This is a genomic window from Staphylococcus sp. GDY8P196P, from assembly GCF_017891705.1.
GTDB classification, from domain to species: Bacteria; Bacillota; Bacilli; order Staphylococcales; family Staphylococcaceae; genus Staphylococcus; species Staphylococcus ureilyticus.
The window spans coordinates 336880-356924 of record NZ_JAESJS010000003.1; the positions used below are offsets into that span (position 1 = coordinate 336880).

The 20045-nt window shown below is 30.9% G+C and carries 24 protein-coding genes; 18 read left to right on the top strand and 6 right to left on the bottom strand.

Going from position 1 to position 20045, the window contains the following annotated elements; translation table 11 throughout:
• Window positions 1-214: 214 nt before the first annotated feature.
• The 3 genes from KA814_RS01565 to pcp are packed head-to-tail and all read left to right on the top strand — an operon-like array spanning window position 215 to window position 2524.
• On the top strand, window positions 215-919 hold the full coding sequence (locus tag KA814_RS01565) for a DUF969 domain-containing protein (protein WP_019468807.1): 705 nt from the start codon (window positions 215-217) through the stop codon (window positions 917-919).
• A complete protein-coding gene (locus KA814_RS01570; protein WP_019468808.1) occupies window positions 912-1838 on the top strand; it encodes a DUF979 domain-containing protein in 927 nt (308 codons plus the stop codon). Before KA814_RS01565 ends, KA814_RS01570 begins: the two co-directional genes overlap by 8 nt.
• A gap of 44 nt (window positions 1839-1882) precedes the next feature.
• A complete protein-coding gene (gene pcp / locus KA814_RS01575; RefSeq protein WP_046207570.1) occupies window positions 1883-2524 on the top strand; it encodes a pyroglutamyl-peptidase I in 642 nt (213 codons plus the stop codon).
• 119 nt (window positions 2525-2643) lie between these two features.
• Here pcp and KA814_RS01580 read toward each other — a convergent pair whose 3' ends face one another.
• Together KA814_RS01580 and yidC are read right to left on the bottom strand one after the other, a co-directional pair.
• Entirely contained in the window at window positions 2644-3144 is a 501-nt protein-coding gene (locus KA814_RS01580) for a GNAT family N-acetyltransferase (protein ID WP_046207571.1), read from the bottom strand.
• A gap of 143 nt (window positions 3145-3287) precedes the next feature.
• Entirely contained in the window at window positions 3288-4088 is an 801-nt protein-coding gene (gene yidC, locus KA814_RS01585; protein ID WP_019468812.1) for a membrane protein insertase YidC, read from the bottom strand.
• Window positions 4089-4324: 236 nt separating this feature from the next.
• On the opposite strand from yidC, the gene KA814_RS01590 reads away from it, so the two are divergent.
• On the top strand, window positions 4325-5137 hold the full coding sequence (locus KA814_RS01590) for a metallophosphoesterase (RefSeq protein WP_046207572.1): 813 nt from the start codon (window positions 4325-4327) through the stop codon (window positions 5135-5137).
• On the opposite strand, the gene KA814_RS01595 is transcribed toward KA814_RS01590, so the two are convergent.
• Window positions 5138-5752 carry a C39 family peptidase gene (locus tag KA814_RS01595; protein ID WP_064209314.1) on the bottom strand — a complete coding sequence of 205 codons (615 nt, stop codon included), beginning with the start codon at window positions 5750-5752 and terminating at the stop codon, window positions 5138-5140.
• Between the two features lie 164 nt (window positions 5753-5916).
• On the opposite strand from KA814_RS01595, the gene KA814_RS01600 reads away from it, so the two are divergent.
• Window positions 5917-6387, top strand: coding sequence for a GyrI-like domain-containing protein (locus tag KA814_RS01600; RefSeq protein WP_046207573.1), 471 nt, complete (start codon window positions 5917-5919; stop codon window positions 6385-6387).
• Between the two features lie 292 nt (window positions 6388-6679).
• Here KA814_RS01600 and KA814_RS01605 read toward each other — a convergent pair whose 3' ends face one another.
• A complete protein-coding gene (locus tag KA814_RS01605) occupies window positions 6680-7885 on the bottom strand; it encodes a putative multidrug effflux MFS transporter TcaB (protein WP_064209315.1) in 1206 nt (401 codons plus the stop codon).
• 257 nt (window positions 7886-8142) lie between these two features.
• Here KA814_RS01605 and KA814_RS01610 point away from each other — a divergent pair, with 257 nt between their 5' ends.
• Both KA814_RS01610 and KA814_RS01615 read left to right on the top strand, forming a co-directional pair.
• On the top strand, window positions 8143-8523 hold the full coding sequence (locus KA814_RS01610) for a GtrA family protein (protein WP_019468817.1): 381 nt from the start codon (window positions 8143-8145) through the stop codon (window positions 8521-8523).
• Window positions 8524-8767: 244 nt separating this feature from the next.
• Window positions 8768-9637, top strand: a complete 870-nt coding sequence (locus tag KA814_RS01615) for a cation diffusion facilitator family transporter (protein ID WP_019468818.1) — start codon at window positions 8768-8770, stop codon at window positions 9635-9637.
• A 340-nt stretch (window positions 9638-9977) separates the two neighbouring features.
• On the opposite strand, the gene KA814_RS01620 is transcribed toward KA814_RS01615, so the two are convergent.
• The gene (locus KA814_RS01620) at window positions 9978-10340 is read right to left on the bottom strand and encodes an aggregation-promoting factor C-terminal-like domain-containing protein (RefSeq protein WP_064209316.1); all 363 of its coding nucleotides are present in this window, start codon (window positions 10338-10340) and stop codon (window positions 9978-9980) included.
• A gap of 357 nt (window positions 10341-10697) precedes the next feature.
• On the opposite strand from KA814_RS01620, the gene KA814_RS01625 reads away from it, so the two are divergent.
• The gene (locus KA814_RS01625; protein WP_040030126.1) at window positions 10698-11384 is read left to right on the top strand and encodes a 2,3-diphosphoglycerate-dependent phosphoglycerate mutase; all 687 of its coding nucleotides are present in this window, start codon (window positions 10698-10700) and stop codon (window positions 11382-11384) included.
• A gap of 179 nt (window positions 11385-11563) precedes the next feature.
• On the opposite strand, the gene KA814_RS01630 is transcribed toward KA814_RS01625, so the two are convergent.
• Window positions 11564-11668 (bottom strand): putative metal homeostasis protein, encoded by a 105-nt coding sequence (locus KA814_RS01630; RefSeq protein WP_017722768.1) that lies wholly within the window; start codon window positions 11666-11668, stop codon window positions 11564-11566.
• A gap of 221 nt (window positions 11669-11889) precedes the next feature.
• Between KA814_RS01630 and KA814_RS01635 the strand changes: the two genes are divergently transcribed.
• The 10 genes from KA814_RS01635 to KA814_RS01680 all read left to right on the top strand — a co-directional run bounded on the left by KA814_RS01635 (window position 11890) and on the right by KA814_RS01680 (window position 19992).
• Window positions 11890-13338: an MDR family MFS transporter gene (locus tag KA814_RS01635; protein WP_019468821.1), complete on the top strand. Its 1449-nt coding sequence runs from the start codon at window positions 11890-11892 to the stop codon at window positions 13336-13338.
• A 119-nt stretch (window positions 13339-13457) separates the two neighbouring features.
• Window positions 13458-13787 carry an ASCH domain-containing protein gene (locus KA814_RS01640; protein ID WP_019468822.1) on the top strand — a complete coding sequence of 110 codons (330 nt, stop codon included), beginning with the start codon at window positions 13458-13460 and terminating at the stop codon, window positions 13785-13787.
• Between the two features lie 238 nt (window positions 13788-14025).
• Window positions 14026-14394, top strand: a complete 369-nt coding sequence (locus KA814_RS01645; RefSeq protein WP_019468823.1) for a DUF4467 domain-containing protein — start codon at window positions 14026-14028, stop codon at window positions 14392-14394.
• 29 nt (window positions 14395-14423) lie between these two features.
• On the top strand, window positions 14424-15032 hold the full coding sequence (locus KA814_RS01650) for a DsbA family protein (protein ID WP_064209317.1): 609 nt from the start codon (window positions 14424-14426) through the stop codon (window positions 15030-15032).
• A 215-nt stretch (window positions 15033-15247) separates the two neighbouring features.
• Entirely contained in the window at window positions 15248-16786 is a 1539-nt protein-coding gene (gene adcA / locus KA814_RS01655) for a zinc ABC transporter substrate-binding lipoprotein AdcA (protein ID WP_064209318.1), read from the top strand.
• 183 nt (window positions 16787-16969) lie between these two features.
• A complete protein-coding gene (locus KA814_RS01660; RefSeq protein ID WP_019468826.1) occupies window positions 16970-17485 on the top strand; it encodes a YceI family protein in 516 nt (171 codons plus the stop codon).
• Window positions 17486-17609: 124 nt separating this feature from the next.
• A complete protein-coding gene (locus KA814_RS01665; protein WP_037539911.1) occupies window positions 17610-18188 on the top strand; it encodes a helix-hairpin-helix domain-containing protein in 579 nt (192 codons plus the stop codon).
• Between the two features lie 15 nt (window positions 18189-18203).
• Window positions 18204-18677, top strand: coding sequence for an SRPBCC family protein (locus KA814_RS01670; protein WP_046207578.1), 474 nt, complete (start codon window positions 18204-18206; stop codon window positions 18675-18677).
• Between the two features lie 76 nt (window positions 18678-18753).
• Window positions 18754-18930: a hypothetical protein gene (locus KA814_RS01675; RefSeq protein ID WP_046207579.1), complete on the top strand. Its 177-nt coding sequence runs from the start codon at window positions 18754-18756 to the stop codon at window positions 18928-18930.
• A 243-nt stretch (window positions 18931-19173) separates the two neighbouring features.
• Window positions 19174-19992, top strand: coding sequence for a formate/nitrite transporter family protein (locus KA814_RS01680; RefSeq protein WP_064209405.1), 819 nt, complete (start codon window positions 19174-19176; stop codon window positions 19990-19992).
• Window positions 19993-20045: the final 53 nt, after the last annotated feature.

Consider the following 20045-nt stretch of genomic DNA (forward strand, 5'->3'; position numbering starts at 1 on the left):
TAATACACGTGTTTTAACAAAGATGTTCAAGTAATTTTCCAAAAATGAAAAATTAAAATTTATCGCTTATAAGCCGTTGTCATTAAAAGTCTGAAACATGTAAAAGATGTTTTGGACTTTTTTGTTTATGTTGTTAGGGTATAAAAATTATCTGAAAATTCATTGTATTAAAAAAAGTAAACCTTTAATATAAAAGAAGAAAGGTGGAGATAACATGGAATGGTTAAAATTGATTGGAATTTTAATTATAGTACTTGGTTTTTTATTCAAGATTGATACGATTGCTGTGATTTTAATCGCCGCTGTAGCGACGGGACTTGTATCAGGTTTAAATTTGTACGTTATTCTTGAAACATTAGGAAAAGCTTTTGTTGATAATCGTTTAGTTACACTTTTTATTTTAACATTACCTATGGTGGGGTTAATTGAGCGTTTTGGTTTAAAAAAGCAGGCCTCGAATATGATCGGTAAGGTGAATAAAGTTACGAGTGGGCGATTGATGACTATCTATTTATTCATTAGAGAATTAGCGGGTGTTGCATCAATACGTATCGGAGGACATCCACAGTTTGTACGTCCATTGATTAATCCAATGGTACAGGGTGCGTTAAGAACACGCTATCATTTGCAAGAACATGAAGTAGACGAAAAGGATATCGAAAAGATTAAAGCGCAGACTTCTGCGATGGAAAATTATGGTAATTTCTTCGGTCAAAATTTGTTTGTAGGGGCAGCAGGTGTATTGTTAATGGTTGGTACGTTTCAGTCTTTAGATATTAAAGTGAATGCCATTGATCTTGTATTAGCGTCATTACCTATAGCTGTTATTGTCTTTTTTATTGTGTGGATAAATAATATTAGATTTGATAAATATTTAGATCGGAAATACGGTAAAAAGCAGGTGGAAAGACATGAGTGAGCATACATTAAATCAAATTTTAGAACTATTTTACATATTAATTGGTTTACAATTACTTTATACGGCATATCGCGTGTTAAAAGCATCAACAAATAGCAAAAAATATGGTACAGCTTTATTTTGGATTTTATTAGCTATTTTATTTATTGCCGGTCCTTATATACCTAACGTAATCAATGGCATATTTATCATAGTTATGGGAATATTAACGCTATGTAAACAAGTGGTTATTAAAAATATTATAGATGTCAACGAAGCACAGGGAAATTTAGGTTCACAAAAATATGGAAATAAATTATTTATCCCCGCTATTGTTTTAGCTATAGCTGCGATTATCGTTTCTAATTGGACACCATTAGGAGGAGCAATAGGTTTAGGTGTTTCTTCGATATTAGGGTTACTTGCTGCATATATTGTTATTAAGCCAAATGGTAAATATATACTTTACGACAGTGACCGTCTAACCCAACAAATTGGAACAGTTGGTATACTACCACAGTTCTTGGCTGCATTAGGCGTACTTTTTACAGTGAGTGGTGTGGGGGATGTTATTTCCAAAGGCATATCCTCTTTTTTACCAGAGGGCAATCATCTTATAGGTGCGGCAGCATATGTCATTGGCATGGTGCTTTTTACAATGTTAATGGGTAATGCATTTGCTGCATTTACCGTTATCACAGCGAGTATCGGTATTCCATTTGTTATCGCCCAAGGTGGAGATCCTGTTATAGCCGGTGCACTGGCTATGACTGGTGGATTTTGTGGTACATTATTGACACCTATGGCAGCTAATTTTAATACTTTACCAGTTGCTTTATTAGAAATGAAACAAGAATTCGGCGTGATTAAAGCGCAAGCGCCCATTGCACTTATATTAATTTTGGTGCATATAGGATTAATGTATGTTTGGGCGTTTTAAAATGTAAAAAGTATAAATTAAAAAATGAAAAGGGGATGTTAATGATGAAAATATTAGTAACAGGGTTTGATCCTTTTGGTGGAGAAGAGATTAATCCAGCATTGGAAGCTGTTAAATTATTGCCAAATGAAATTGAAACACATCAGATTGATAAGATAGAAATACCTACAGTTTTTAATAAAAGCAAAGAAACTATAGTTAATAAATTAAAACAAGAACAATATGATGTTGTATTGGCAATTGGACAAGCAGGTGGAAGATTTGAATTGACGCCAGAACGTGTAGGTATAAACATTGATGATGCGCGTATACCTGATAATGAAGGTAACCAGCCGATAGATGAAGTTATTCAATCATCAGGCGATGCCGCATATTTTTCCAATTTACCAGTTAAACGTATGACAGAGGCGATTAAGTCTGCAGGGGTACCAGCGAGATTGTCTAATACAGCAGGTACTTTTGTATGTAATCATATTTTGTATCAACTTGGATTTTTACAAGCAACACAATTTCCAAATATTAAATTTGGATTTATACATGTGCCTTTTATTCCTCAACAAGTCACAGACAAACCTGAAAAACCATCCATGTCTATTCAAACGATTGCAGAAGGTTTGGAAGCTGCTCTCAAAGCGATTATAGAATCAGATGAGGACATTAAAATTGCTTTAGGTGAAACGCATTAAATTATTTTTAGAACATATATTAAAATAAAAAAGCAGTGACACATACTATGATGATAGCGGGTGTCATTGCTTTTTTTAGTGCGTAAAACAATGTAGTAATAAAGTCGTAACTTGTTATTTTAATAATCGTGTTCATTTCTTGAATAATTCATACGAACTTCATAATAAGTTTTTCCAAAATAAGTAGCTTGTTTATCATTGCTCAACTTAAATCCAACTTGCTCATAAAAATGAATTGCATTTTTATTTTCTTCAACTACCCATAGGGTTACATTGTCAGGATAAGATAATTCCAAGGCACGTTGTGTAAGTGCATAACCAATCATATGACGCTGATAATCTTCCAATAAATAAAGTGCGAAGATTTCACTCCAGTCGTCAGAAGAAGATGAGGATTCCGTTTTGCCATAAGATATGAAACCTACTACTTCGTTTTCGACGAGGGCAACTAATGTCGGAACATTGTGCAAATAAGACTTTCTGATAAATTGAGCTTTGTCTAGGTTTTCTAAGTAATTATTTTTAGATAAATGGTCATAAGTTTCCAACCAACTTTCATAGTGGACAAGTGCTTTACCATACTTATCTGCTTCAGTTAATGCTCTTATTGTAAACTCCATACATCTTCCCCCTTTGTTTATCAAATTGTAAATATTATAGCATCTAATGATGTGTAAAAGAAATTTTTGAATTCATTACAAGTAAATGAAAGCATTTTACAATTCAATAAAGTAACATGACTCATTGTTTAGTCAATATTTGTTTAATTGAGAGAATCCGCAAGTTTTAAAGCTTCTTGTTTTGCTTGTTTACTGTAATATGAATGAGCAAAGTGCATTTGTAAAATTAAAAACAAACCACTAAATGTCCAATACAAACCAAGTGCTGCTGCAGAATGTAAAGATATGTAAGTTATAAAAATAGGTGATAATATCATCATCACATAATATGTTTTGCGTTGATTTTTAGGGTAATGCATTGCATTTACAAGAGGTTGTATGAAATAAATAGCAGCTGCAATTAATGACATCCATAAATCAGGTTTTGTTAAATTGAACCATAAAAAATGAGGGAATTGATCTATTCCACCACTGCTAGGAAATTTAAGTGTCACGATTAAACCAAATAATATGGGCAACTGTATTAAAATTGGTAAACAACCGATAACGCTTTTTATTGGATTAATGTCATAACGCTTATAAGTGGTCATCAAATCTCTATTAGCTTCACGTTTTTCCTCCTGTGTTTGCGCATCTCTTACGCGTTGTTTGATGTTATCAATTTGCGGTTGTACTATCTTTGTTTTTTCTCTGATCAGATGCATGTTTTTAACTTGTATTAACATAAACGGCATTAAGATAAGGCGTATGGTCAGTACAATCATGATGATGGCTAACCCATAATTGTCGTTAAACAACTTTCCCAATCCATGCAAAAACATATCAATGGGTTTTACAAAAATAAAGTAAAACCAGCCACTTCTATCCTCTTGTTTTGAATAATCACAAGCAGTTAAAAGTAAAGGTAGCATCGTCATCATTAAGACAATCCAATTTTTCTTCATATGTTATTTCCTCCTGCTCGGGTTTTGAACAATGTAACTTTAACACAATTGCATACAATTTTTAAATATTATTTAAATAATTTCGAAAAACATTTTAATGAATGACTTACAGGTATGTTTGATATACAGAATGATTTGCTGAACGAAACTTATATGAATACAAGCGGAACATTTAAAGAATAAAGTGAAGTTGTGTCATAATGAAATTGTTAAACGAGTAGAGGAATGTGATAAATATGTTAATAGGCATGATTTCAGATTTACATATCGATAGACATAATAAACTAACGCCCAAAGATTATGAACAGGCATTAGTTACAGTAATTAAGCAACAAAAAATTGAATTATTACTTATCGCTGGAGATGTTTCAAATCATTATAAGTTAACGCAATCATTTGTGAAGGAAATCGAGATACAAACAATGATAAAAGTACTGTTTGTACCGGGAAATCATGATTTTTGGTCAACGGATACTGGGGCGACTTCTTCTGAAATCTTGGATACTTATATCAAAATGGATAATTGCTTAATAGATGATCCTTTTGTCATAAATGAAGCGTGGGCGATTGTAGGTAATACAGGTTGGTATGACTATACATATGCACACTCTAAATTCTCTTTGGAACGCATTGCACGTAGGAAATATTATGGCGCTACTTGGCAAGATAAAGTGAAAATAGATTGGCAAATTGAAGACCAAAAATTATCAATGATAGCGGCCAAACAAGCGATGAAGGATATTGAAAAAGTAAAAGATAAAAAAATTATATTAATGACACACATCGTGACTCATCGTAAATTCGCAGTACCAATGCCACATAGAATATTTGATTATTTTAATGCATTTATAGGTACTTCGGATTTTGATGAAATTTATACCCAATATGATATTAGATATAGTATTATGGGCCATGTTCATTTTCGAAATGTTTTTGAAGAAAACAACGTGACATATATTTGTCCGTGTTTAGGCTATCAACGGGAATGGCGTACACCAGATATAGAACAGGAAATCAACCATGCGTTACACAAAATAGAAATTAATTAATCATTTTTGTAAATGAATGCTCATACGTCCAGGAGCATTATAACTGCTTTCTAATTTCTGTTTGTTAATTTTTATAATTTGATATTTATTCGGAAAAATAGCAGGTATAATAATTGATTTCCATAAATTAGACCATAATGGATCAATATAATAATAATGGTTATCGTCATAACCAATCAGCACGGTAACATGAATGTTTGATACCAATTGATGATGTGCATTATCAATTTTAAATGTTTTGCTAAAAGGCTTTTGACCTAAAACAGTGTGATAAATGATGACAGGTTGCCCTTTATCAATGACGTCACATAATGAAGCCAGTGATTTCCCAGTACTATTAACAATACGTTTATCATACGTTTGTAAATAGGGTGCTAAGGCTGTAGGGAAAATCGTTTGATGATAACCACCCCATTTTACCCATAAGTGATGACCTACATAGCCTTTATATGGATTATTTGCGTGTTTCGGCCAGTGTTTCATGATATGTGTTGCTGGTATTTTGTGATTATTGAATTGTAATATCATTGCACTTGCTATGCCTTCGCACCCCATAATCATAGGTATCGGGAACAATTGGCTAATTGGTTTAACGGCTAATAATTTTTTATTCATAGATAGAGACTCCTGTATCGAATATTAAAGATTTATTAACATTGATGATTGCTTTTATTATATATCTATATCGATTTAAGTGACTACAAAGATGCTTAAATCATAGTTAATATTAGATATATTTTAATAAAAATGGTTATAATGTGCGAAAGGGGTTGAAAACAATGGATTATAGAATAGAAACATTATCCGACATTCCAGTGCCAGTTGTAGGGGTAAAAAGAGCATATGCAACTGGACAAAAAGCACAAGAAAATATTTTTAAGTTTTGGATGGAATTTGAAGCAATGGGTTACAAAAATCACTTGATATCACAAAGTAATCAATACCTCGAAGGGTTATTAGGTGTTTGTCTTCCTAAAGAAAATGGCGAAATGCATTATTTAATAGGTGTGACAAATGAGGAAACGCAAAGTGATTGGGAACAAGTAGAATTAGTAGAAGGCAGATACTTAGTATTTGATGCCAAAGGTCCAGTTCCAGAATCGATTAAACAAGCAATGCAAACCATTCATAGAAAAATCTTACATACTCTAGATTATGAATTGCGAAGCGCTCCTTTTTTTGAGTTGTATAAACCAGGTGAATTACATTCAAACGACTATATTACTGAAATTTGGTTTCCAATCAAATAGTAGAATAGAAGTTTGAAATCAACGATGTTAGAAATATAAACACAATTGTGTCATGTAATCGCCCATTTCTATTTCAAGTCAAGTAGAATTGGACATTTATTGTGTTTATAGTATTTTATAGATTGGTATATTGAGCAAGCAAAAGAAAAGACGCCACTAAATGGCATGTTGAAACATGAATTTAGCGGCGTCTATATTAATTTTTTAACCTAAGTTTTCCAAATCAATACATATGTTATTAAATTAATTGTGAATGTTGATAATGCTTTGAATGTATTTTTTAAGCTTTAATTCATGTTATATGCTTATTAATAAGAAACGACTTTAACCCAATTTCTAACCCAATGATTAGCACTGCAGTGATTAGTAAAATAATCGTATATGGTAAGATACTGTATTCACCTTGTAATCCTACTAATGGAGACATGATACCACCAAGTATAAATTGAAATAGACCTAGTAAACTGGAAGCATTACCACTACCACCAGTACGCGCTTCCATTGCTAATGCAAAGCTTAAAGGTCCGATACCTGTTACAGGACATACATTTAAAAAGAATGCGATAATTAATACCCATAATGGTAAATGCAGTGTTAATACCACAATAATAAGTACAACCCCAATTATTTGAACGATTGTTAACATAATTAGCAAAAAGTAGCGATTTATATATGCCACAAGTAAGGCTGTAAGTTGACTCATAATAATAAGGCCAATGCCGTTAAAAGCAAACAAATAACTAAATTGCTGAGGCGTCATGTCATAAATTTTTTGTGTAATAAACGGTGCCGCAGATGAAAAACTAAATAACATTACGTACGTTAAGCCTTGTAAAATCATTGGAATAATAAATGCAGGCGTTTTTAACAAATGAGCAAAATCTTTAAAAATAACTTTGAAATTAAGTTTTGCTCTGTTTGGTTGATGTGTTTCTTCTAAATGGCGAATCGACAAAAATAAAATAATAACACTTACGATGGTCAGAATTACAAATACTGCTTTCCAATTGGATATCGTTAGTGCGTATCCACCTATGATTGGCGCAATAATCGTAATGATTCCATTAATTACAAGTAATGCTGCTAGTCCTTTAGCTAATGCTTTTCCTTCATGCTGGTCTCCCATAGTAGCTTTGGCGATTACTATTGCACCTCCGCCAGTTAAACCTTGAACTAGTCGCAAAGTGAGTAAGACACCCATGGAAGCTGTGAAAACCGCCAGTAAAGAAGCGAGCGCATAGATTGAAATGATAAATAAAGCAACTTTTTTTCGTCCGTATGTATCAGACAAAGGTCCAAATATAAATTGTCCAATAGCAAGACCAATCATTGCAAATGATAAAGTAAGCTGTGCTTGAGATACAGATGTACTAAAGTCATGTTGCACATTCGGTAATGATGGCACATACATATCTATGGTTAAAGGACCAAATGTAGTCATGATACCTAACACAATAATGACCATAATTGGCAGTTGACGATTTGAAATCTTGTCCATGTTTGAAACTCCTTTAAAATACTCTCTAATGCTTAATTATAAACATGTTATCTCGTTTTGTAACTACTTATAGAAGTAATATATTAAATACCATGTATACTTAAAAACGAGCATATTAATTGAGCTCGTTGTAGTTATTAATATAATACAAAACATACATTTATATGATAAAGTATTATACTAGATATAGCGCGTTAATAATATGTTTTTAATAGCAATTATTCAAAAAGACATGGAAATTTACTAAGGAGTAAAAAATGAATTTGACTAAAACACACTATGAAGTGATTAAATTTGTGATTGTAGGCGGTATGAATACTTTAAATTATTACATTGTCTATCTTTGTTTATTGAAGTTATTAGAAATGAATTATTTAGTTAGTCATATCAGTGGATTTATCATTAGTTTTGTTATTTCTTATTATTTAAATTGTTACTTTGTTTATAAAGTGACACCAACTTGGAGTAAATTCCTAAAGTTTCCATTAACTCAAGTTGTCAATATGGGCATGCAAACTTTATTATTGTACATTTTTGTACAATGGTTTGGTATATCATCTGTGATAGCACCTTTTGCAGGGCTTATCATTACGATACCTATAACATTTGTGCTCTCTAAATATATTTTGAGAGATTAGTTAAATGATTAATAGACCAACATTTTAAATATAGTTATTTTTATGAGATCAAGTTTCGGAATCAAAAATATGATTTGTTTCAAACTTGGTCTCTTATTTTTGCTCAATTTTATAATTAATATTAGGATTGGCTAAAAAAATAATTAGTTTATTTATATTAAATAATTTTTGAATAAAAATCGTTGTAAATATGTTTGTATTGAGTCATAATAAGTATTCAATCATACTGAAGGTGGAACGTAAGATGAGTCAAAAAGAAAAATTGGAAACAGCACAAAAAGGTGCCTTTTTAAGTTTAATCGTCTATATCATATTATCAGTGACTAAATTTATTGTAGGTTATTTATATGATTCTGCAGCTGTAAAAGCAGATAGTTTAAATAACATGACAGATATTATTGTTTCTTTGGCCGTAATTATTGGGTTGAAAATTTCTATTAAACCTGCAGACCAAAACCATCCATATGGACATTTGAAATCTGAAAATATATCATCATTACTCGTGTCATTTATTATAATGTTTGTAGGTATTCAAGTCATTATAGAGAATGTTCCTGAATTATTCACAAACGAACATCATACTCCTAATATTATAAATATTTATGTCAGTGTCATTAGTGGTTTGATTATGCTAGCTGTGTTTTATATTAATCAAAGAATTGCTAATCATACCCAAAGTAGTTCTCTGAATTCTGCAGCTAAGGACAATTTGTCGGATGCGTTAGTGAGTTTAGGAACTGCAATTGGTTTAGTATTTACACAATTTGGATTTCCAATCATTGATACGATATTAGCCATTATTTTAGGCTTACTTATAATATATACTGGTTTTGGTATCTTTAAAGAATCAATTTTTACATTAAGTGACGGTTTTAACGAGCAAGAATTAGAAGCTTATAAAAATTATGTGTTAGAAATTGAAGATGTAATAGAAGTACAAAATATTAAAGGTCGTTACCACGGTAGTAGTGTTTTTGTAGATGTAACGATTGTAGTAAAATCAGATTTGTCTTTAGAGGAAGCACATCACATTTGCGACAAAGTAGAACAACATATGCATAGCAAAGGCATTTCTTCAGTTTATGTGCATCCTGAGCCACAGTCAATACAGTAACTAAGATGTCGAGAAAGTAAATAATTTTGATTATTATCATGACTTATATTCATATTAAGTTAATAAACTACTAATGGATAACCTGAATTAAGGTATTTAATGAATATTGATGTATAAACTGAAATTTTATTAGCTTATTTTATAGTAAAAAAACGAGTGGAACAGAAATCTATTTTTATCAAAAAGATTTCACTGCTCCACCCTGGCAAGAATGACTAGAATTTAAAAAAAATATAGAGGAACACCTGAGATTCAGCCCATGCATAAGCCCCACTAACTCAATAAATTGAGAAGTGGGGCTTTATTTTTTTACATATTGAAGAAATGCATAAAATTCGTTTTACCACCAACCATTTGCAGCACGGAATTCAATTGCTGCATCAATTGAGCCATAACGTTCTTCAGCGTATTGAATCATACCTTTTGTTTGTTCAGTTACAGATCCAGTACCCCAAGCTTCCTTCGTTTGTCCTAAACCTCTATATCCTAATTCATTCACCGCATCTGGGTTACCGCTTGATTCTGGCATTACAATGTTATCCCAAAGTGCTTTTGTACCACCAGCAGCAATAAATTCACTATATACATCATTGTTTGCATGAGTAGTTTCTGCAGCATCAGCTGTAGATGTATTTGAAGTTAAACCAACACCAGCAGTAGCGATTGTTACTGATGCGAATGAAGCTAATAATAATTTTTTCATTTGAAAAATCCTCCTAATAATTGTTTGTTTTAAATAATTTCAAATTGTATTTGTTAATCTGCATAGTTGTTTTAAAAGTGCTTATTTTTGTCTGTCGTATTGCTCGGTTTATCAACGTTTACAACTATAACATCATTTTTTTATAGACAGGTTACAGTAAAATAAAAATAAAAAGTCATTTATGAATAAATGAATACAATCATTTCAAAATTAAGTGTAAATTGTTATAATTTTAATGTATGGCATGAGAAATTATAGATAAGTATTGTCGTAACAAGATTTATATCTGTATATCACTGTAATATTTTTGTAAAACGGGTGATAATATAATTTTATTCAATGGAAAGAAGGAATATTATGCCAAAACTAATTTTATGTAGACATGGACAAAGTGTTTGGAATGCTGAGAATCTATTTACAGGTTGGGCTGATGTAGATTTATCAGAACAGGGAAGAACTGAGGCAGTAACGTCGGGAAAAAAATTAAAAGAACAGGGTATAGAGATTGATATCGCCTTTACGTCTTTATTACAACGCGCCATTAAAACTACATTTCACTTATTAGATGAATCTCAACAGTTATTTATTCCTGTTATTAAATCTTGGCGCTTAAATGAGCGTCATTATGGTGGATTGCAAGGTTTAAACAAAGATAAAGCAAGAGAAAAATTTGGAGAAGAACAAGTACATATATGGAGACGTTCATATGACATAGCACCACCTGAACAAAGTGAAGAACAAAGAAAAGACTATTTAAATGATAGAAAATATGAACATTTAGATAGAAGAGTTATGCCTGAATCAGAAAGTTTGAAAGACACTTTAATTAGGGTGATTCCTTATTGGAACGACCAAATTTCACAACAGTTATTAGATGGAAAAACTGTGCTTGTTTCTGCACATGGAAATTCATTACGTGCATTAATTAAGTATTTAGAAGATGTATCAGATGAAGATATTGTAGGATATGAAATTAAAACTGGAGCGCCTTTGATTTATGATTTAACAGATGATTTAAAAGTAATAAATAAATATTACTTATAGTTTTTCAATAAATGTAAGTAAAAAAAGACCTCATAAATAGATAATGAATCGTTTAAATAAAATAATGGCTGATCCTGAAGTATATAAATGTATATTTTCAGGAATCAAGCCACATTTTAGAAGTAATGCGACAAAACCAGAAACAAATTACCATTGGTTTTGAAGTGTTACTTCTATTTTTATTTATTTCGCTTATGTTGTTGGATAATTTTGCGTGCACGTTTCCGTGTTTTAATATTAGGACTATTTAAATTACGACGTGCTGTTTGTAAATCTAATTTCATGGTGAGGACCTCCTTTATCTATAGATATTATGTAAGAAAAAACCTGAAATATAAATAGTAATTATTACGATTTATAACTATTTTTTAAATCTCTCAAAATAAAAGATTAAAATAAAACTAATATTTTAAGTATTTTTAATGATAAATTAAACTAAAATATGTATAATGCAGAAATGCGACTAAAAAGAGTTGATAAATTAATAGAAAATAGGAGTACAAAAATGGATCAAAAGACGAAAATTATAATGATTTTGATGATGTTGTGTGGTGGATTTTTTGGATTATTAAATGAAACCTTATTAACTACAGCATTACCAAGCATAATGAAAGATTTTAAAATAGATTACACACAAGTACAGTGGCTTACTACGGCCTTTTTATTGACCAATGGTGTAATAATCCCATTGTCAGCAATGATTATTCAAAGATACTCAACAAGAAAAGTATTTTTAACTGCAATATTTATCTTTTTTATCGGGACTTTAATTGCAGGATTTAGTCCAAACTTTTCTGTTTTATTAAGTGCAAGAATTGTTCAAGCACTTGGTTCTGGTATCATGATGCCACTGATGATGACGACGATCTTAGATGTATTTGAACCTCATGAAAGAGGTAAATATATGGGGACTTTTGGTTTGGTGATTGGTTTAGCTCCAGCAATTGGTCCGACACTGTCTGGTTATTTAGTAGAGTATTTAAATTGGCGTTCATTATTCCATGTCGTTGCTCCAATAGCTGCACTTACTTTCATTGGTGCACTTAAATTCGTCAAAAATGTTGGTACTAATCGAAAGACACGTATTGATATTTTATCAATAATCTTATCTGTGTTCGGTTTTGGTGGTTTGCTATACGGTACAAGTTCAATTTCTCGTGATGGCTGGAACGATCCAATTGTATTGACTACTGTAATTGGTGGCATTATTTTAGTTGCTGCTTTTATATTTCGTCAAACACGTTTGGAAAATCCACTGCTTGATTTTTCAGTATTCAAAGATAGTCAATTTGCCGTAGGTATTATCATAATGGCTTTTACCATGATTTCAATGATTGGTTCTGAAACAGTGTTACCGATGTTTGTGCAGAATATTATGAATGACTCAGCACTTCAATCAGGATTGATTTTATTACCTGGAGCTATCGTAATGGGGATTATGTCAGTGATTTCAGGTTTACTCTATGAAAAATATGGTGCTAAAATATTAGCATTCATTGGTATGTTTATTGTAGTTGTAACAACTTCTTATTTTGTAATCATGGATGAACATACTTCATCAGCGATATTAGCTACTGTATATGCTATTCGTATGATTGGTATCGCACTTGGTTTAATGCCATTAATGACACATACAATGAATCAATTAGCGCCAGAAATGAATGCCCATGGTTCATCGATGACAAATACTATACAACAAATATCTGCATCAATTGGTACAGCAGGTTTGATTACAATTATGAGTCAGGTTGCTAAAAACTACACACCAAATATGTCTGAGTTTAAAGATATGAGCCAAAAACAAATGACAGCAGAAATTCAACATCAAGCATTGCTAAGTGGGTATCACGGTGCCTTTTGGTTTGCAGTCATTATATCAATTATTAGTTTAATCAGTGTGTTTATGTTAAAAAGCAAAAGACAACTTAAATTAGAAGAAAAAAATGCTGAATAATTAAATTTGCGACATTGTAATGCATTAAGCGAAATTGTCTTGTAAATGATATTAATATTATGATACTTTGATATCAATATAAATATTATGAATGGAGCGTATGGATTATAGAACACTCGATGCATTTAAATAATGAACCTTTTCAATTAATGAAAAACGAAGTCAAAACGATTGAAATTAGATTGAATGATGAAAAAAGACAAGAAATTAAAAGCGGCGATTATATTGTATTCCAAAATTTAATGAATGAAGAAACATTAACAGTCCAAGTTAAGGAAATTGTAGTGTTTTCTTCGTTTCAGTCACTGTTGAACCAATATACAAATGAAGAAGTTGGAGCGAAAGCAGATGATCAACTTTCTCAAAAATTAGCGGCTATATATCAAATTTATTCACAAACAGATGAACTTAATTACGGTGCATTAGCAATCAAAGTGGCACTAATATGATGAAAATGAAATTAATTGAGTTATAGCTAGGATAAAGTTGTACCATAGGTGAAAATTTAATTTTTCACGGTAAATATGACACTTTCGTTAAATTCATTTATGAATGAATTTTTCGGAAGTGTTTTTATATAAATATAAAAATAATGTTATAGTTCTAGCACATCAAAGATTTTCGTTGTAAGATAAAACTTATGGTTAAATAATATTAGATATGAGAAGTAATATTAGGAGTGTAAATATGAAAAAATTAATGACGATGGTGTTCATTTCAATAATCATTATAGCTGGGTGCAGTAGTGGGAAATATGCTGATGAGATTGACAAAGCAGTGCATCAACAGAAAAAACAACAAAAGATTTTAGCTGATAAGCAAAATGGCGATGTGGAATCTAAGTTTGAAAAAAAGAATGCGAATATCTATGTGTATGACAAAGGTAAATATGTGACTATTGCTTATAAACCATTAAAAGATGATGATGAAGTTCATTTTTATACATATAAAATAACAGATGGTAAAGCACATTACTTAAAAAACTTTAATTCAAAATCATATTCACATGCACATGATGCGGATTATAAAGAAGAAAATATGAACTTAGAAGAATAAAACAAGATAAGAAGGTGTGTTTTTAACAAATGAAGAAATGTTGGTTAAGTTTGTTATTAATGGCAGTAGTCATTTTTGTTTCCGCATGTTCGAATGCCAATCAAAATGTACATCAAGATGACAAATATGGAAAAGGTGGAAAGATTAAAATTATTGAGTATGGTGATTTTAAGTGCCCATATTGTAAAAAAGTAGAAGAACATATTATGCCTAAATTAAAAAAAGAATATATTGATACGAAAAAAGTAGATTATCAATTTGTTAATATGGCATTTTTAGGAAAAGATTCAATTATAGGTTCAAGGGCAGGTCATGCAGTAAGGCAATATGCACCTAAACAATATTTAAAATTTCAAAAGTTAATGTTTAAGCAACAACCGAACTCAGAAAAAAAATGGATTACCGAACAACTCGTTGATCAACAAATAAATCTATTGGAAATTTCAAATGGTAAAAAAGAAAAGATAAAAGCGAGTTATAAAACAAAAGATAGTGAATCATGGAAAGCAGCCGAACAAGATCAAAAACAATATAAAGAAAACCATATTGAAACAGCACCTACAGTTTTTGTAGCAGGTAAAAAAGTAGAGGACCCGTATAAATATAAGAACTATAAAAAAATACTTGAAGAAAGTTAAATATTAAAATTTAGATTTAAACTTTAATATCAAAAGCCCGTTCCTGAACGTTTTATAAAACATTTAGGAACGGGCTTTTTTAGTTTATATGAAAAAGAAGGACTAACTTATTAAATCGAAACAATTACGAAAAAAATCAAAATATGTATTGCATATCTTGAAAAGTACAGTTATAATTTTAAATCGTAATGATTACTATCTAAGGAGGAATAAGAATGAAAAAGTCAATATACATACTGTCATTTGTCATTATATTAGCGATCATCGTTACTGCTTGTAGTGCCACAAAGTCTAACGAATCAAAAGATAATGACAAAATAAAAATTAATACTACTGTATTTCCATTAAAATCATTTGCCAATCAAATAGGTGGAAAGTATGTTTCAGTTAAATCTATTTATCCTACTGGTGCAGATTTACATACATATGAGCCAACACAAAAAGATATTATGAATGCGAGTAAAGCAGATATGTTCCTGTATACAGGTGACGATTTGGATCCTATTGCTAAAAAAGTGGCAGCAACAATTAAAAAGGATGATAAAAAGGTATCGTTAGGAGATAAAATTGATAAAAGCGAATTATTAACTGATCAACACGACGAAGAACATGAAGAACATGGTCACCATCATGAACATGGACATCATCATGGCGGCTATGACCCTCATGTATGGTTAGACCCAAAATTTAATCAAGTCTTTGCAAAAGAGATCAAAGATAAATTAATAAAGCAAGACCCTAAACACAAATCTTATTATGAAAAGAACTATAATAAGTTGAAAGAAGATTTGATGGGCATAGATCAAAAAATGCAAAACATCACTGAAGATAAGCAAGGTAATACCGTATATATATCACATGAATCTATTGGTTATCTTTCAGAAAGATATGGATTTGTACAAAAAGGTATACAAAACATGAATGCTGAAGATCCATCTCAAAAAGCATTAGCAAAAATTGTGAAAGAGATTAATGATTCATGCGCAAAATACATTTTGTATGAAGCCAATGTTTCTAATAAAGTCACAGATACGATTCGCAAAGAAACAAAAGCAAAACCATTGAAGTTTAATAACATGGAGTCATTATCAAAAGAACAAGCAGAAGATAATAAACTGACATATCAATCCCTAATGGAAAAAAATATAAAACATCTTGATATGGCATTAAATGACAATGTTAAAACAGATGATGAACACGCACATAATAAACATGAAAAAGCAATTGCTGATGGCTACTTTAAGGATAGTCAAGTAAAAGATAGAAAATTAACTGATTATGAAGGAGAATGGCAATCAGTTTATCCGTTTTTAAAAGATGGCACGTTAGATGATGTCATGAAACACAAAGCAAAAGAAGATAATCAAATGACTGCAAAAGAATATAAAGCATATTACCAAAAAGGATATAAGACAAATATTAGTAATATAAATATTACGGAGGATACGATTACTTTTAAAAAAGACGGTAAGACCTTAACTGGCCAATACAAATACGATGGGAAAGATATTTTGAAATATGAAAAAGGTAATAGAGGTGTCAGATATTCATTTAAACGAGTAGGCGATAATAAAGATTTACCAAAATATGTACAATTTAGCGATCATAATATTGCACCTAAAAAAGCAGAACATTTCCATATATTTATGGGAGATAATAAACAAAAAGTATTAAAAGAATTAGACAATTGGCCAACATATTACTCAAGTGAATTAACAAAAGCACAAATTAAAAAAGAAATGTTAGCACATTAAAGTCTAAATCAATGTGTGGATTTAAGTGAAATTAATTATTTATATAGATAATGAGTAAAATTTTGTTTTACGGGAATATTTTTCATAGAAACACAAATATGAGCTTTTCTATTGATATATAAAATATACCTGATATAATAAATGTATCAATAGAAAGTTAATAATTTGGAGGTATGAATTTTTATGACAAAATTTAATTTTGATCCAGCACATTCAGTAGTAGAATTTTCAGTTAAACACCTGGTGATTTCAAATATAAAAGGTAGATTTAATGAATTCGAAGCTTCACTTGAAGGAGATTTAAATGATTTAAGTACAATTAAAGGTGGTTTAACAATCAAAGCAGATTCAATTGACACTCGCGTTGGTGATCGTGATAATCACTTAAAAAGTGGTGATTTCTTAGATGTTGAAAACTACCCTGAAATTAAATTTGATGTAACAAAAGTAGATGGAAATTCAGTTACTGGTAATTTAACAATTAAAGATGTAACTGAAGAAGAAACTTTTGAATTATCATATGAAGGTCAAAGTAAAAACCCATTAAATGGAGCTACAACAGCAGGATTCATCGCTAATGGCACAATTAACCGTGAAAAATATGGTGTGACATTTAACCAACCACTTGAAACTGGTGGCGTAATGATTGGTAAGGATATAAACTTCCAAGTAAGCCTTGAATTTGCATTAGAAGATTAATAACAAAAATTATAGTAAAAAGGTCCAAGACTGATGTTTGTCTTGGATCTTTTTTTGTTATATAAAATTTAAAATCTTTTTATGCGGGTATAAAGTATTAAAAAGGGGGATTTCAGTGGCAACAATGTTACCTAAAATTGGTCGTCCAGCAACGAATGCGTTAGCTTCGATCGGTATAAATACTTTAGAAGAATTAGCAAAATATGAACGAACTACTATATTAGATACTCATGGCGTAGGACCTAAAGCGATCAGCATATTAGAAAATGCGTTAACAGAAGCAGGACTATCATTTAAAAATGAAGCGGCTTCAGAATTTCCATTTGAAATGGTTGGAGATTTAGGGTGTGATAATGCACCCAAACGGCGAATCATGTTAGATTTTCTAATTGGATCTGCATTAGCTGATAAGAATAAGTTATCACAAACAGTTGTGTCAAATTTCAAGTGGCAAGTGCCTGGTGCTTTTGAATTGAACAGTTTAGATGAATTTCACAATGAAATTGAAGCACATAAAGTAGATATTAAAAGAATAGAAGTGACGCATAATTTAACACACGGAAAGTTTGGTGCAATGCATGGTACTCAGTTAAATAGTGATGGCACAGCAGTCTACTTTGCGGATTTTATTGAGTTTGAAAGCAATCGTAAAAATGCCAAAATTAAAACAGTGACATCTTATGTAATTATGAATGATGAATAAAAAGGAGCGTTTTAAGTGAGTATAGAAGTAAATGAAAATAAAATTATATTTAAAAGAGATTTTGAAGCAACTGCAGAAGAAATATTTGACGCATATACTGAGCAGTCTTTATTTGAACAATGGTTTCACCCTCAAGGTGCAACAACAAAAGTGTTCGAATTTAATATTGTGACTGGAGGTCAAGCGTTTTTTGCAATATATACTGATCAAGGTACAAGTTATACATTAACAAAGTATAATGAAGTCAAAGCACCTTATTTAATTGATTATAACGATTACTTTACTGATAAAGAAGGTAATATTGATAAAAATATGGCTAGTATGCGTAATGTCATTCAATTAGAACAGAAAGGTGAGAATTCAACACGTATTATATCCACTGCAGAACTACCAGATCCTAAATCAGCACAACAATTACTTGATATGGGTGTAGAAGCGGGTATGAATAGCACATTTGATAATTTAGAAACACTTTTAAAAAATAAATAGTCATAGATATGTAAGAATTGAAACACTTGTACACTTTAGCTTTTAGTTATAATAAAAGTGAAAAGAGGTGAGTGTATTGAATAAACGTTATTTAAAAGTATTAGGGTTATATACGATAAGTACGCTTGTACCAGCTATGATGTTAAATGAAAAATGTTTAAGTAGCAGTACATTCAAATGGTTATTACGTACTTTAACAGGCTATGGTATTTTTGCTTATGGCCTACATATATTAACAAAATTTAAAAAATAACAGCAAGCAGCGCGATTAAGTTAGAGCTATCCACGCTCCAATATGAGCGCAAATTCGTTATGAACTGTCTCTAATATTTGGAGTGAAATAAAGACACTTTCGTTGAATTCACATTAATAAGAATTTATACGGAGGTGTTTTTTTATGTAAAATAGAAGTACGTCTATTAAATTTGAATAAAAAATAATACAATGAATCTGTAAGTTTGAAATCTAAATATTTTAAAGGGGAAGGGTGTCGATGTTGATAGATAATAATAAAGCCATCAAAGATACATATATGTCAGGCGAAACAATTAAGAACATTAATAATCAAGTTCAAATGAAGGATGTAATGTTTGACCAAACACCTGGACGTTATGCATTAAAATCGATTATGTCTGGATTTTTGTTAGCCATTGTAACAGTTTTCATGCTTGCAATAAAAACACAATTTGATGGTGCAAATGAAGGACTCATTAACTTAATAGGCGCTATTTCATTCAGTTTAGCCTTAGTATTAATCGTACTAACACATTCAGAATTATTAACGAGTAATTTTATGTATTTAACAGTTGGATGGTATTATAAACTTATCGGTATGAACAAGGCTTTACTCATCATGTTAGTATGCTTCTTTTTTAATATTATTGGAGGTTTTGTATTATTTGGGCTAATGAAGTTTACGCCTATAATGACAACGGAAATGGTGACAAGTTTAACAACGCTTGTAGATGGAAAGACCATAGATACGACATGGTATGCCATTTTAGTAAAAGCCATTTTCTGTAATTTCTTCATAAATATTGGAATTTACGTATCAATTCAATTTAAAGATGGTTTATCTAAAGCTTTCTTCATAGCCTGTGGTGTTATTGTCTTTGTATTTATGGGTTATGAACACGTAGTATTTAATGCAGGTTTATATGCTGGTACGGTTTTTTATAATTTTGACGCTGTCGCATGGCTACACGTTTTAAAAAATATAGTCTTTGCTTTTATAGGTAATTATATTGGTGGAGGTATATTTGTTGGGCTGGTTTATGCTTATTTAAACGGTAAACGCGATAGTTTGCGCAGTTGATTTTAAGATAAAGTAGAAAGACAATGCGGTTTCTTTAATGAAATCGTATTGTC

Bases quoted from the DNA above. Each gene is read 5' to 3' on its own strand.
- KA814_RS01660 (WP_019468826.1), top strand. From the start codon at position 16,970: ATGACAAAATTTAATTTTGATCCAGCACATTCAGTAGTAGAATTTTCA.
- KA814_RS01600 (WP_046207573.1), top strand. From the start codon at position 5,917: ATGGATTATAGAATAGAAACATTATCCGACATTCCAGTGCCAGTTGTA.
- KA814_RS01605 (WP_064209315.1), bottom strand. From the start codon at position 7,885: ATGGACAAGATTTCAAATCGTCAACTGCCAATTATGGTCATTATTGTG.
- KA814_RS01625 (WP_040030126.1), top strand. From the start codon at position 10,698: ATGCCAAAACTAATTTTATGTAGACATGGACAAAGTGTTTGGAATGCT.
- KA814_RS01650 (WP_064209317.1), top strand. From the start codon at position 14,424: ATGAAGAAATGTTGGTTAAGTTTGTTATTAATGGCAGTAGTCATTTTT.
- KA814_RS01595 (WP_064209314.1), bottom strand. From the start codon at position 5,752: ATGAATAAAAAATTATTAGCCGTTAAACCAATTAGCCAATTGTTCCCG.
- KA814_RS01580 (WP_046207571.1), bottom strand. From the start codon at position 3,144: ATGGAGTTTACAATAAGAGCATTAACTGAAGCAGATAAGTATGGTAAA.
- KA814_RS01645 (WP_019468823.1), top strand. From the start codon at position 14,026: ATGAAAAAATTAATGACGATGGTGTTCATTTCAATAATCATTATAGCT.
- KA814_RS01570 (WP_019468808.1), top strand. From the start codon at position 912: ATGAGTGAGCATACATTAAATCAAATTTTAGAACTATTTTACATATTA.
- yidC (WP_019468812.1), bottom strand. From the start codon at position 4,088: ATGAAGAAAAATTGGATTGTCTTAATGATGACGATGCTACCTTTACTT.
- KA814_RS01630 (WP_017722768.1), bottom strand. From the start codon at position 11,668: ATGAAATTAGATTTACAAACAGCACGTCGTAATTTAAATAGTCCTAAT.
- KA814_RS01635 (WP_019468821.1), top strand. From the start codon at position 11,890: ATGGATCAAAAGACGAAAATTATAATGATTTTGATGATGTTGTGTGGT.
- pcp (WP_046207570.1), top strand. From the start codon at position 1,883: ATGAAAATATTAGTAACAGGGTTTGATCCTTTTGGTGGAGAAGAGATT.
- KA814_RS01610 (WP_019468817.1), top strand. From the start codon at position 8,143: ATGAATTTGACTAAAACACACTATGAAGTGATTAAATTTGTGATTGTA.
- KA814_RS01620 (WP_064209316.1), bottom strand. From the start codon at position 10,340: ATGAAAAAATTATTATTAGCTTCATTCGCATCAGTAACAATCGCTACT.
- KA814_RS01665 (WP_037539911.1), top strand. From the start codon at position 17,610: ATGTTACCTAAAATTGGTCGTCCAGCAACGAATGCGTTAGCTTCGATC.
- KA814_RS01640 (WP_019468822.1), top strand. From the start codon at position 13,458: ATGCATTTAAATAATGAACCTTTTCAATTAATGAAAAACGAAGTCAAA.
- KA814_RS01590 (WP_046207572.1), top strand. From the start codon at position 4,325: ATGTTAATAGGCATGATTTCAGATTTACATATCGATAGACATAATAAA.
- adcA (WP_064209318.1), top strand. From the start codon at position 15,248: ATGAAAAAGTCAATATACATACTGTCATTTGTCATTATATTAGCGATC.
- KA814_RS01615 (WP_019468818.1), top strand. From the start codon at position 8,768: ATGAGTCAAAAAGAAAAATTGGAAACAGCACAAAAAGGTGCCTTTTTA.
- KA814_RS01565 (WP_019468807.1), top strand. From the start codon at position 215: ATGGAATGGTTAAAATTGATTGGAATTTTAATTATAGTACTTGGTTTT.